The sequence below is a fragment of the Serratia sp. 22278 genome (assembly GCF_052045405.1).
Taxonomy (GTDB): Bacteria; Pseudomonadota; Gammaproteobacteria; order Enterobacterales; family Enterobacteriaceae; genus Serratia; species Serratia marcescens.
The window spans coordinates 1-12954 of sequence record NZ_JBQEOW010000025.1; the positions used below are offsets into that span (position 1 = coordinate 1).

11 protein-coding genes and 1 pseudogene are annotated in these 12954 nt (G+C 64.1%); 8 read left to right on the top strand and 4 right to left on the bottom strand.

Annotation, left to right across the window (positions count from 1 at the left end; genetic code table 11):
- Positions 1–67: 67 nt before the first annotated feature.
- From ACTJJ6_RS23385 to ACTJJ6_RS23395, 3 genes and pseudogenes are all read left to right on the top strand, one after another.
- Positions 68–400: pseudogene (locus ACTJJ6_RS23385) on the top strand (MFS transporter); the annotation flags it as partial.
- Positions 397–1509, top strand: coding sequence for a class II histone deacetylase (locus ACTJJ6_RS23390; RefSeq protein WP_016929203.1), 1113 nt, complete (start codon positions 397–399; stop codon positions 1507–1509). The pseudogene ACTJJ6_RS23385 and the gene ACTJJ6_RS23390, both read left to right, overlap by 4 nt.
- A gap of 93 nt (positions 1510–1602) precedes the next feature.
- Positions 1603–2409, top strand: coding sequence for an alpha/beta hydrolase (locus ACTJJ6_RS23395; RefSeq protein WP_193843251.1), 807 nt, complete (start codon positions 1603–1605; stop codon positions 2407–2409).
- A gap of 38 nt (positions 2410–2447) precedes the next feature.
- On the opposite strand, the gene ACTJJ6_RS23400 is transcribed toward ACTJJ6_RS23395, so the two are convergent.
- The 3 genes from ACTJJ6_RS23400 to ACTJJ6_RS23410 all read right to left on the bottom strand — a co-directional run bounded on the left by ACTJJ6_RS23400 (position 2448) and on the right by ACTJJ6_RS23410 (position 5112).
- Positions 2448–2813 (bottom strand): cupin domain-containing protein, encoded by a 366-nt coding sequence (locus ACTJJ6_RS23400; RefSeq protein ID WP_004933207.1) that lies wholly within the window; start codon positions 2811–2813, stop codon positions 2448–2450.
- A gap of 18 nt (positions 2814–2831) precedes the next feature.
- Positions 2832–4133, bottom strand: a complete 1302-nt coding sequence (locus ACTJJ6_RS23405; RefSeq protein ID WP_239044219.1) for an NAD(P)/FAD-dependent oxidoreductase — start codon at positions 4131–4133, stop codon at positions 2832–2834.
- Positions 4134–4353: 220 nt separating this feature from the next.
- Entirely contained in the window at positions 4354–5112 is a 759-nt protein-coding gene (locus tag ACTJJ6_RS23410; protein ID WP_016929207.1) for a helix-turn-helix transcriptional regulator, read from the bottom strand.
- Between the two features lie 229 nt (positions 5113–5341).
- Between ACTJJ6_RS23410 and ACTJJ6_RS23415 the strand changes: the two genes are divergently transcribed.
- On the top strand, positions 5342–6469 hold the full coding sequence (locus ACTJJ6_RS23415; protein ID WP_176063716.1) for an iron-containing alcohol dehydrogenase: 1128 nt from the start codon (positions 5342–5344) through the stop codon (positions 6467–6469).
- Positions 6470–6727: 258 nt separating this feature from the next.
- Here ACTJJ6_RS23415 and ACTJJ6_RS23420 read toward each other — a convergent pair whose 3' ends face one another.
- Positions 6728–7657 carry a LysR family transcriptional regulator gene (locus ACTJJ6_RS23420; protein WP_016929209.1) on the bottom strand — a complete coding sequence of 310 codons (930 nt, stop codon included), beginning with the start codon at positions 7655–7657 and terminating at the stop codon, positions 6728–6730.
- Positions 7658–7792: 135 nt separating this feature from the next.
- Here ACTJJ6_RS23420 and ACTJJ6_RS23425 point away from each other — a divergent pair, with 135 nt between their 5' ends.
- The 4 genes from ACTJJ6_RS23425 to ACTJJ6_RS23440 form a co-directional block, all read left to right on the top strand.
- Entirely contained in the window at positions 7793–9133 is a 1341-nt protein-coding gene (locus ACTJJ6_RS23425) for an aspartate aminotransferase family protein (RefSeq protein ID WP_049300753.1), read from the top strand.
- Positions 9134–9143: 10 nt separating this feature from the next.
- Entirely contained in the window at positions 9144–10652 is a 1509-nt protein-coding gene (locus tag ACTJJ6_RS23430) for a CoA-acylating methylmalonate-semialdehyde dehydrogenase (RefSeq protein WP_048795368.1), read from the top strand.
- A gap of 143 nt (positions 10653–10795) precedes the next feature.
- Entirely contained in the window at positions 10796–12172 is a 1377-nt protein-coding gene (locus ACTJJ6_RS23435) for an APC family permease (protein WP_049300757.1), read from the top strand.
- 2 nt (positions 12173–12174) lie between these two features.
- Positions 12175–12954, top strand: a 780-nt coding sequence (locus ACTJJ6_RS23440; RefSeq protein ID WP_440827449.1) for a P1 family peptidase, incomplete at its 3' end; no start/stop codon positions are given.

Here is a 12954-nt window from a genome sequence, read left to right on the forward strand (position 1 = left end):
CCATGAAGCCCGTGCAAGTCTTCACACCAGGGTGGGACGAAGGTTCTCGTTCTCGCAATACAAGAAGTTAATAAGGATGGCGCTGCTGACGGGCCAACCCTTGCTACTGCGCTTCGCCCTGGCCGCTCTGCTGTTCAAATTCACCTGGACCTTCGTGCTGCCGTTCATTCTGGCGCGGGTCGCCGGGCTGGATAACGACGGCAAGCTGATGAACGGCATCAACCTGGTGATCGGCGGCGGCATGGCCATCGGCCCGACGCTGGCCGGCTCTCTGATCGAATCTTCCGGCGGTTTCAACGCCTTGCTGCTCGGCGCGCTGGGCTGCGCGCTGCTGTCGCTGCTGTTGATTTCGCTGGCTTCACCGCGCGCACCGCGCCGTATAACAGGAGGAGAAAGGTGAAAAGAACAACCGGTTTCTTGTTTGATGAACGCTGTTTCTGGCACAGCACCGGCCTGCACGCCACCACCCTGCCGGTCGGCGGCTGGGTGCAACCGCCCTCGGGCGCCGGCCATGCCGAGTCGCCGGAAACCAAACGGCGCATGAAGAACCTGATGGACGTATCCGGCCTGTCGCGCCGGCTCACCCTGCTGAGCGCCGAACCGGCGACGGAAGAAGACCTGCTGCGCATCCACCCCGCCCACTACCTGCAGCGCTTCAAACAGGTGAGCGACAGCGGCGGCGGCCTGCTGGGGGAGGAAGCGCCGCTGGGGCCGGGCAGCTATGAAATCGCCAAACTCTCCGCCGGCCTGGCCTGTGCGGCGGTGGAGGCGGTGCTGCAGGGCGAACTGGATAATGCCTATGCGCTGTCGCGCCCGCCGGGCCACCACTGCCTGCCGGATCAATCGATGGGCTTCTGCTTCCTGGCCAATATTCCCATCGCCATCGAGCGCGCCAAGGCCCGTTACGGCCTCGGAAAAGTGGCGGTGCTCGACTGGGACGTGCACCACGGCAACGGCACCCAGCACATCTATTGGCAGCGCGGCGACGTGCTGACGCTGTCGCTGCATCAGGACGGCTGCTTCCCGGCGGGCTATTCCGGCGAGCAGGATCGCGGTGAAGGCGACGGGGCGGGCTGCAACGTTAACGTGCCGATGCTAGCCGGCGCCGGCGACGACGGCTACCTGCACGCCATGCGGCGCATCATCATCCCGGCGCTGGAAAAATTCGAGCCGGAGCTGATCATCGTCGCCTGCGGTTACGACGCCAACGCCCTCGATCCGCTGGCGCGCATGCAGCTGCACAGCGACAGCTTCCGCGCCATGACCGCGCTGGTGCAGGACGCCGCCGACCGGCTGTGCGGCGGCAAACTGGTGATGGTGCATGAAGGCGGTTACGCCGAATCCTACGTGCCGTTCTGCGGGCTGGCGGTGATGGAACAGCTAAGCGGCGTGCGCACTGAAGTGCAGGATCCGCTGCTGGCATTCATCCAGCAACAGCAGCCGCGCGACGCCTTCAACCGCTTCCAGCGCGAAGCGCTCGACGCGTTGGCGCGCCAGTTCGGCCTGTAATCCCCCTTTGCGGGCGCCGCACCCGGCGCCCCTGACAACCTCGCCGCCAGCCGCTACGCTGAAGGGCAACCCTACCACCATGAGAACAATAACATGTCCGAACAAACCGTCAGCTTTATCAAAGGCCGTCACGGCGACATCGCCGTGCACGACTGGGGAAACGACAAGCCGCGCTATCTGGCGCTGCTGGTGCACGGCTACGGCGAGCATCTCGGCCGCTATCAATACGTGGCGCGCACGCTGCAGGCGCAGGGCGCGCGGGTGTTCGGCCCCGACCACCTCGGCCACGGCCTGTCGCAGGGCGAACGCGTGCTGATCGAGGATTATGACGCCGTGGTCGACGACGTGCAGCGCGTGGTCAGCCATTTCCGGCAGCAATACCCCACCTTGCCGCTGGTGGCGATCGGCCACTCGATGGGCGGCATGATCGCCACCCGCTACGTGCAGCGCCATGGCGAGGAAGTGCGCGCGCTGGTGCTGTCCGGCCCGCTGCTCGGCGACAGAACGGCGATCTCCGATCTGGCCGAACTGCCGACGATCCCCGACGCGCCGCTGGATACCGCCACCCTGGCGCGCGATCCGGCGGTCGGCGCAGCGTATCAGGAAGATCCGCTGGTGTGGCACGGGCCGTTCAAGCGCCCCACCCTGCGCGCCATGCAGCGGATCCTCGCCGCCATCAACGCCGGACCGGGGTTCGGCGCGCTGCCCACGCTATGGATCCACGGCGACGACGATCGGTTAGTGCTGATGAGCGAAACGCAAACCGCGCTCGATCGTCTGCAGGGCGACGATTTCGAACGGATGATCAATGCGGGCGGGCGGCACGAGAGCTTTAACGAAACCAATAAGGATCAGATCCTCAAGCGGGTGACCGATTTTATTGCGCGGGCGTTAGGCTAAGGCGTTCCCCCTCAGCAGGCTGAGGGGGCACGACGGCGTCAGCCTTCGACGATGGCGAGGTAGTGTTTGACGAAGCGATCCGAGGTGATGTCCCAACGCACCGGGGTGCCCTTCTCGACGAACCAGGAGTCGCCGGCCTGATAGTGTACCGACTCGCCGGTGCGTTCGTTGGTCAGAGTGGCGCTGCCTTCCCACACCGTGGCGTGCTCGGCGAACGGGTACTCCATCACGAAGCTGCCGCGGGTGCAGCTGAATACGCCGCAGTTCAGGTTGTCGGTTGGTTCGCCGAAGATGCTGGCCACGCCGACGTTTGGCGTGCCGGCGATCACCGTGGCGCCCAGGTTGCTGACGCTGCCGATCTCCAGCAGTTCCGGCAGCGGTTGTTTAAGCAGTAACGGTTTCATGTCATTCTCCTCTGAGGGTTAACGGCGGCCTTTCCAGTAGCCGGATGTCTGGTGCCAAACCTTACCGGCGGTGGTCATCACCCGCCGCAGCTTGTCCTTGCCGAAGATGTTGACGTGCGGGATCGAGCTCATCAGATCGTAGCGATCGGATCCTTCGCTCATGCCCTCCGCCAGCACCTTGCATACGATGTGGCTCGGCGTCACGCCGAAGCCGGAGTAGCCCTGCACGTAAAACACGTTGTCGCGATCCGGCAGCGTGCCGATCTGCGGGAACAGGTTGGCGCTGCAGCACAGCGGGCCGCCCCAGGCCAGATCGATCTTCACGTCTTTCAGGTACGGGAACACCTTCAGCATCAGGTTGCGGTTCCAGGCCTTGAGATCCGACGGGAAATATTCGATCAGGCGAGTGGCGCTGCCGAACAGCAGCCGGTTTTCGTTGGTCACCCGGTAATAGTCGATCACCGGGCGAATGTCGCTGTAGGCGCCGCGGATCGGACTGATCTGACGGATCAGATCGTCAGACAGCGGCTCGGTGGCCAGCTGGAAGGCGTAGGTGTTGATAGTCTTGCGGTAGATCTGCGGCTCCATGCCGTTGAGGAAGCCGTTGCAGGCCCACAGCATCTTGTTGGCGCGCACCGAGCCCATGGCGGTGCGCACCGTGATGCGCGGCCCGTATTCCACGTTGAGCACGCTGCTGTTCTCGAAGATTTTCACCCCGTAGCCGCTCAGCGCCTTGGCCTCGCCCAGCAGCAGGTTGAGCGAATGCACGTGGCCGCCGCCCATGTGTTTCAGCGCGCAGGTGTAAGCGTCGGAGCCCACCACCTGCTTCACTTCCGCGCCGGTGTAGAGCTCGATCTCCTCTTCCGGCGCCACCGCCCTGAACTCCTTCAGCCAACCGCGCAGGGTCTTCTCCTGACGCGCGTTGCTGCCGAGATAGCCGTAGCCGAAACAGAAGTCGGCGTCGATGTCATATTTCTTGATGCGTTCGCGGATGATGCCGGCGCCGAGGTTGCTGATCTTGAAGATGGTTTCCAGCCCGGACGGGCCGACGTGGCGTTTGATCTTCTCCAGATCGTGGCCGATGCCGGCCATCACCTGACCGCCGTTGCGCCCGGTGCCGCCGTAGCCCAGATAGCGGCCTTCGAGAATGGCGATGTTGGTGATGCCCTTCTCCGCCAGCTCCAGCGCGGTGTTGATGCCGGAGAAGCCGCCGCCGATGATCACCACGTCGACGTCCAGATCCTCTTCCAGCGTCGGGAAGCGCAGATCGTATTTTTTGGTCGCCGCGTAGTAGGTTAAGGACTCGATTTCGTTGTTCACTGCCGCACTCCCGATTGCCTATGCCATGACATCGGATTATCGGGAGCAGTGGGATCGTTCGCTATGTCCCCTTAGGGACATTCGTCCCCTTCATCTTTCAAACCACAGCGTTGTTGGCTGCTGACGTTCACCCCAGTCACTTACCTAAGTAAGCTCCTGGGGACTATCGTCCTGGCCGCCTAGCTGTAGCTTGAAAGCTATAGGGGATACATCGATACATTCACGCGCTGCGCCGCTGCGGGGCGGTCAGCAGCAGGCTGAACAGTTCGGCCTGCGAACCGATGTTCAGCTTGCCGTAAATGTTCTTGCGGTGGTTTTTTACCGTGCCGAGGCTGATGAACAGCCGGTCGGCAATCTGCTGCGAACCGCAGCCGGCGAGGATCAGATCGACGATCTCGCGCTCGCGCGGCGTCAGCAGATAGCGCGCCTGCGCGCCGTCGCTGTTCACCGTCGCGGCCTCGGCCGGCGCCGCCACCACCTCACCGTGCAGCCGAGCCACGCTTTTCACCAGCGTCAACGCGCTGCGCAGATCCGCCCGTTGCGGGTAGCGCACCGCCACCGTGCGGCGCGCCGAGCCGAAGAACACCCCCAGCCCGCGCTCCGGCGTCAGCTGCAGCAGCACGCCGGCCTCGTCGTGCCAGCCGGTCTTGCGATAAAAATTGCGGTAATAGTCGCTGTGATAAAACCCGCAGGGCGCCAGCTGGCGCAGCGTGAGCACCTCACCTTCGCCGCCGTCGCTCAGCGCGCGGTAAAACGGATCCTGCAGGTAGGCGCCCTGTTGGTAGAGCTGGTTGACCGCATCGCTGTTTTCCCGCTCGGTTTTGATCAGGCAATGCGGCGGCCGGCCGCGTTCGAAGGCATAGACGATGGCGTTGTCGAAGGCGAAGAACCCTTCCAGCCAATTCAACAGGCTGGGATAAAAGCGCGGGCTGGCCACCGCATCGATCACCGCAGACAAGCGTTCAACCTGAATTTCCATACCCGCCTCGCCATTATTAATACATTAACAATCTACCGATTCCGGATGGGGTCGGCCGCATGGCGGCCGGTACTGTTAAAAAAAGCATCCGCAGCGCCGAAATGCAAGAACGCGATCGTTTACATGTTAAACAACTCACAGGTTGCCGCGGCGGGGAAAGCGGTGGCCGCTCCGCGCCCGCTGGCTTATGCTGTGGCATCGCGACCTGCAACGCCGTCAAGGAGACCTCATGTCCGTCAGCCACATCATCGCCAACCGCCAGACCTGGTTCGGCCACGGCAGCATCCAACAGCTGTCGCCGCTGCTGCTTGCCGATCCGCAGCCGACGCTGCTGTTCAGCTGCCGATCTTTTCTCAACGGCCCGGTGTACGCCGGCCTGCGCGAATCGCTGGCGCCGCTGTTCATCGGCACCGAGATCGTCAGCCACGAGGCGTCGCCGCAGGAAATCGACGCCTGGGTGGCGCGCTGGCGCGGACAGGCGCGGCGCGTAGTGGCCATCGGCGGCGGCAGCGTGCTGGACGCCGCCAAGGCGTTCTCCGCGCTGGTGGAGCATCCGCTGCCAACGCTGCGCTATATGGAAAAGGTGGGCGACAGCAAAATCAGCGGCGCCACCCTGCCGCTGATCGCCATTCCCACCACCGCCGGCACCGGCAGCGAGGTGACGCAGAACGCGGTGATCACCGATACCCAGATCAGCAAGGTGAAAGCCTCGCTGCGCCATAACAACTTCGTGCCGCACACCGCCATTCTCGATCCGCAGCTGCTGGCGGGCGCCCCGGACAAGGTGCTGGCCTACTGCGCCATCGACGCCTTCACCCACCTGTTCGAGGCCTATCTGTCGAAAACCGCCGGCGCCATGACGCGCGACATGTCGCTGAGCGGCATCCGCCACTTCCTCGCCGCCTGGCCGGCGCTCAACCGCAGCGACGCGGCGCGCGAGGCGATCATGCAGGCTTCCTACCTCGGCGGGCTGACGCTGAGCGCCGCCGGGCTGGGGGTCATTCACGGCATCGCCGGCGAGATCGGCGCGCTGCGCGACTACCACCACGGCCAGGTCTGCGGCCGCCTGCTGCTGCCGTTCTTCGCCCTGCTGGAAAACAGCGAACAGCCGCAGCAGCGCGCGCTGATGGCCGAGCTGGCCGCGCGCCTGTACCCGCACTGGCAGGGCAGCCCGGAGAGCTATCTGACCGACTTCATCACCCGCCACGCCATCGCGCCGTTCTGGCAGGACGATTTGCCGATTTCCGGCCAGGAATTGGCGGTAGCGCTGGAGAAATCCAACAGCAAGAATTCCTGGCTCGACTATGCGCCGGCGCAGCGGCAACGGATGATCGAAGAGGCGTTTCGCGTCGAATGATGATATCTACCCTAAATAGTTGGAGCTGCATCCCGGCGGCAAGAGGCGGCTCGCCAGGAGCTTACTCAAGTAAGTGACTGGCGTACGCACTCGCAGCCAACACAGATGCAGTTTCAAGTATGACGGGTATAATCAGATCAACGCACTAGCAGGAGTAAGGAAATGGGCATCATCGGCTGGATCTTCGCCGGCATCGCGGTCGGCATCCTGGTCGGCGCGCTGATCAGAATCTTCGGCAAGAAGAAAGAACAGTAAGCGTCACGCTGTTCCGTGGGCCGCCAGCAGGCACTCATGGAACAGCTTCACCACCCGCTGCGGCACCGGCGAGCGGCGCAGCACGCTGGAGTATTCGCAGTGATAGCGGAACAGCGCCGGTTTGATCGCCCGCATCATATTCTGCGCCACGAAAAACGCCGCGTAGTGATCCGGCAAAAAGCCGACGTATTTGCCGGACAGGATCAGCGTGGCGATCGACTCCTGCGCAAACCCCGTCGCCTTGCGATGCAAATGTTGCTGCAGACTCAGTTCCATATTCGGCGAATGATAGCCTAATCCGGCGAAGGCATAATTGTGCAGCAGATCCCAATTTAATGTTTCATGGGGGCCGGAAAATAATTCATGCTGCGCGCCGCAATATAAGAACATCCTCTCACTGAATAACGAATGATAAGATAAACTTTCCGCGCTGCGGTGCATGGGAATAACGCCAACCTGAAATTGCCCGTCAATGACGCCGCGTTCAATGGTATTAATCGGCTCCACGTACATTTGCAAAGAAACCTCCGGCGCGCGCTCGCTGAATAATGCGATGGCCCGGCCGATCTGCGCCTGCGGATTGCTGACCGTATGGTCGAATATCGCCACGTGCAGCTGCCCGCCCATGCGCTGGTGCACCTCGTCCACCCCGCGCCGGAACGCCTCGGTGGCCGCCAGCAGGTTGACGGTTTCCTGGTAGATAATCAGCCCCTCGTCGGTGACCGCAAAGCCCTCACGCCCGCGCTGGCACAGCGTCAGGCCCAGCCGCTGCTCCAGATCCTTGATGTGCTTGCTGATGGTCGACAGGCTGATGTTCAGCTCCAGTTCGGCGGCGCTCATGCCGCCGCAGTCGACCACGGCCTTGAATACCCGCAGCAAACGCAGATCCATATCCGACAATTGTCCTAACAGCGCGCGCTTTTTTACTTGCATAAAACCTTAAGTAAGTTTCGACATATGATTATTCACAGTAGAGAACAAGCGGTACATAGTCAATTTCGCACAACAATTCGTTAACAACTCAATTTATTTCATTAATCGCTCTTATTTTCCTGTTCGGAGGAAAACATGGCCGCTGAAAATCACCCGCTAAATAACCTCGATGCCGCAGGATTAGAGGCCCATTGGATGCCTTTTACCGGCAACCGCAATTTTAAAGCGCAGCCGCGCATCATTACTCAAGCTGCGGGGGCGTATTACACCAGCCACGACGGCAGAAAGATTTTCGACGGCCTGTCCGGATTGTGGTGCTGCGGATTGGGGCACGGCCGGCAGGAAATCACCGACGCCGCCCAGCGCCAGCTGGCGACGCTGGATTACTCGCCGGCGTTTCAGTTCGGCCACCCGCTGTCGTTCGAGCTAGCCAACAAAATCAAAGCGCTGACGCCGGCGGGGCTGGATTACGTGTTCTTCACCGGCTCCGGCTCGGAAGCGGCGGACACCTCGCTGAAAATGGCGCGCGCTTACTGGCGCGCCAAAGGCCAGGCGGGCAAAACCTGCTTTATAGGCCGGGAAAAGGGCTACCACGGCGTTAACTTCGGCGGTATCTCGGTCGGCGGCATCGCCGGCAACCGCAAGACGTTCGGCGCCGGCGCCGAGGCGGATCACCTGCCGCACACCCTGCTGGCCGGCAACGCCTTTTCGCGCGGCATGCCGCAACAGGGGGCGGAGCTGGCGGATGAGCTCAGCCGCATCATCGCGCTGCGCGACGCCTCGACGATCGCCGCGGTGATCGTCGAACCTTTCTCCGGCTCCGCCGGCGTGATCGTGCCGCCGGTCGGCTATCTGCAGCGCCTGCGCGAGATCTGCACCCAGCATGACATTCTGCTGATCTTCGACGAAGTGATCACCGCCTTCGGCCGCTGCGGCGCGATGACCGGCGCCGAGGCGTTCGGCGTCACGCCGGACATCATGAACATCGCCAAACAGGTGACCAACGGCGCGCAGCCGATGGGCGCGGTGGTGGTGCGGCCGGAGATCTACCAAACCTTCATGAACGGCGGCGAGCCGGACTACCAGCTCGAATTCCCGCACGGCTACACCTACTCCGCCCATCCGGTCAGCTGCGCGGTCGCGCTGGCGACGCTGGACATCCTGCAGCGCGAACAGATGGTGGAGCGCGTACAGGCGCTGGCGCCCTATTTCGAACGCGCGGTGCACAGCCTGCAAGGAGCCAAACACGTCGCCGACATTCGCAATATCGGCCTGGCGGCCGGCATCACGCTGGCGGCGCGGCCCGGCGAACCGGCGCGGCGCCCCTTCGAGGCGGCGATGCGCTGCTGGGAAAGCGGATTTTACGTGCGCTACGGCGGCGACACCCTGCAGCTGGCGCCGCCGTTCATCAGCAGCGAAGCGCAGATCGACGCGCTGATCAACGCCGTCGGCGACGCCCTCAACGCCACCGAATAAGGAGAGAATCATGACCATCACCCATTGGATCAACGGCGAGCCCGCCGCCGGCGGCGAACGCAGCCAGCCGGTTTACGACCCGGCCACCGGCCAATCGGCGCAGGAGGTGCAGCTGGCCGACCGTGCCACGGTGGAGCGCGCCATCGCCGCCGCCGAACAGGCCTATCCCGCCTGGCGCGATACCCCGCCGCTGAAACGCGCGCGCATCATGATGAAGCTCAAGGATCTGCTGGAGCAACATGCCGACGCCGTCTGCCAATTGATCACCGCCGAGCACGGCAAAGTGCTCAGCGACGCCCTGGGCGAACTGCAGCGCGGCATCGAGAATATCGAATACGCCGGCTATGTGCCGGAACTGCTGAAAGGCGAACACAGCAAAGAGGCCGGCCCAGGCATCGACAGCTGGAGCGAGTTTCAGCCGCTGGGGGTGGTGGCGGGCATCACGCCGTTCAACTTCCCGGCGATGGTGCCGCTGTGGATGTGGCCGATGGCGGTCGCCTGCGGCAACACCTTCGTGCTGAAGCCTTCCGAGCGCGTCCCTTCCGCCGCGCTGTATATCGCGCGGCTGGCGGCGGAAGCCGGGCTGCCGCCGGGGGTGCTCAACGTGGTCAACGGCGATCGCGAAGCGGTGGAGACGCTGCTGCATGACGGACGCGTGAAGGCAATCAGCTTCGTCGGCTCAACGCCGGTGGCGGAGCACATCTATCACACCGGCTGCGGTCAGAACAAACGGGTGCAGGCGCTGGGCGGCGCCAAGAACCACGCGGTGGTGCTGCCGGACGCCGATATCCCCGGCGCGGTCGGCGCGCTGATGGGCGCGGCGTTCGGCTCCTGCGGCCAGCGCTGCATGGCCATCCCGCTGGTGGTCGCGGTGGGCGACGGCACCGCCGACGCGCTGATCGCCGGGCTGCGGCAACAGATGGCCGCCATGCGCGTCGGCCCCGGCAGCGACAATCGCAACGACATGGGGCCGCTGGTGACCCAACAGCATTATCAGAAGGTGAAAGGCTATATCGAGCAGGGCGTGGCCGAAGGCGCCGAGCTGCTGGTGGACGGCCGCGAGCTGAGCGTGACCGGCGACGACGGCCGCCCCAGCCAGGGGTATTTCCTCGGCCCGACGCTGTTCGATCGCGTGACGCCGGGCATGCGCATCTATCAGGAAGAGATCTTCGGCCCGGTGCTCGGCGTGGTGCGCGCGGCGTCGCTGCAGGAGGCGATGACCTTGATCGACGCCCACGAATACGGCAACGGCACCTGCCTGTTCACCCGCGACGGCGAAGCGGCGCGTTACTTCTCCAGCCGCATTCAGGTCGGCATGGTGGGGATCAACGTGGCGCTGCCGGTGCCGGTGGCCTACCACTCGTTCGGCGGCTGGAAGCGCTCGCTGTTTGGCGATCTGCACGCCTACGGCCCGGACGCGGTCAGGTTCTACACCAAACGCAAGACCGTGACCCAGCGCTGGCCGGCCTCCGGCGACGCCCGGCTCGCCAGCTTCAGCTTCCCGTCGGGGCAGGGGTAATCCCAGCATAACGAAAAGTCCTTTCCGGGGAAGTTCGCTTCCCCGGTATTTCCACGCGCTCCATTTCATCTTTACGCAGGACAACAGAGTCGCCCTTCTGGCGGCAACAACAATTCACCCAAGCGTTAATGGAGTAGTTCCCAATGAAAGAGTCCGCCCCTGAACACACCTTCAAAGGCAATCTCAGCGTCCTCGACGTGGTGATGATCACCGCGTCCGGCGTGACGCCGGCCAGTTCGATCTTCGTCATCGCGCCGCTGGCGATCGCCAACGCCGGCAGCGGCGCCTTTCTGTCGTTTCTGATCGCCGCCTGCGTCGCCGCCGCCATCGCGCTGTGCTATGCCGAGCTCGGCGCCGCGCACCCCAGCGCCGGCGGCGAATACAGCATCATCAAGCGCCTGTTCGGCACCCTGTGCGGGTTGCAGACCTACCTGTTTATCCTCAGCGCCTCGCTGTTCGTGCCGGCGGTGCTGGCCACCGGCGCAGTGCCCTACCTGAATACCGCGCTGGGCACCCAATTCGACGCCTCCACCGCCGGCATGCTCACCGTGCTGGTCGGCGGTATCTGCGCCATTTTCAACATCAAGGCCAACGCCCTGCTGACCGGCGCCTTTCTGGTGGTCGAAGTGGCGGTGCTGGCGCTGATCGCCTGGCTCGGTTTCAGCCATCCGCATCAAAGCGCGGAGATCCTCACCGCGCCGGTGATGCTGGACGCGCAAGGCAGCCTGGCGCCGGTATCGCTGCCGCTGATCGTCGCCATGGTCGGGGTCGCGCTGTTCTCCTACAACGGCTACGGCGCGGCGGTGTACATGGCGGAAGACATGCGCGAACAGGGCAGGCCAATGGCGATCGCGATCATGCTGACGCTGGCCATCGTGGTGCTGGTGGAGCTGGTGCCGTTCACCGCCCTGCTGATCGGCTCGCCGTCGCTGACGGAGATGGCCAAACAGGCCGATCCGGTCGGCTACGTGGTCACCGAGCTCGGCGGCCCGACGCTGGCGCGGGTGGTGAGCGGCGCGATTTATCTGTCGGTGTTCAACGCCATTATCGCCATCGTGGCGCAGTTCAGCCGCATGATGTTCGCCAGCGGACGTGACGGCTTCTGGCTGCCGGCGTTCAACCGGGCGCTGAAAATCATCCACCCGCGTTTCGGCACCCCCTGGATCGCCACCCTGCTGTTCGGCGTGCCCTCGGCGCTGCTGGCGTTTTGCTCCGATCTCGAATCGCTGACCTCATTCACCGTGATCCTGCTGCTGCTGGTGTACATCATCATGGCGGTCGCGGCGCTGATCAGTCGCCGTCGCCGCCACTTCCACCACCCGTACCTGATGCCACTGTGGCCGCTGCCGGTGGTGGTGGCGCTGCTGTGCTGCCTGTACGTGCTGTGGACGATTTTGATCGCCAGCAGCCTGAAAGACTTTATTATCATTGCCGGCATCATCGGCTTCGGGCTGGCGCTGAACCATCTGCGCGGCCGCCAGACGGCGCCCCTCGCCGCCCCCTCTATAGAAGGAGAATAACCATGACGCAGCGCGCTCAGGATCTGGGCATCATCATCGGCCAGGGCACGCCCGGCCCGCTGAACGCCATCACCGACGTGCCCGGCGTGCGCGTCGGCCATGCCAGCATTCATGCCGACTTGGCGGACGGGCGCAGCGTGCGCACCGGCGTGACGGTGATCGAACCGCGCCCCGGCTCCGCCCGCCACGCGCCCTGCTTCGCCGGCGTGCACGTGCTGAACGGCAACGGCGACGCCACCGGCCTGGAATGGGTGCGCGAAGCGGGCCTGCTGACCAGCCCAATCGCCTTCACCAATACCCACAGCGTGGGCGTGGTGCGCGATGCGCTGATCGCGCTGGAGCGTGAAGCGCTGCCCGCGAGCGACAACGCGGTGTACTGGAATATGCCGGTGGTGATGGAAACCTTCGATGGCCTGCTCAACGACATCAACGGCTTTCACGTCAAGGCTGAACACGTGCGCGAAGCGCAGCAGGCGGCCCGGAGCGGCTTGCCGCAGGAAGGCGCGGTCGGCGGCGGCAGCGGCATGATCTGCCATGAATTCAAAGGCGGCAGCGGCACCGCATCGCGCCGCTTGCCCGCCGATCAAGGCGGCTGGACGGTGGGCGCCATCGTGCAGGCCAACCACGGCAAGCGCGAGTCGCTGTTGGTGGGCGGCTACCCGGTGGGCCGCCACCTGGGGCATCTCCCCTCGCCGTTCACGCCGCAGTTGCCGCATCCCGGCATGGGCTCCATCGTGGTGGCGCTGGCGACCGACGCGCCGCTGCTGCCGCACCAGTGCGCG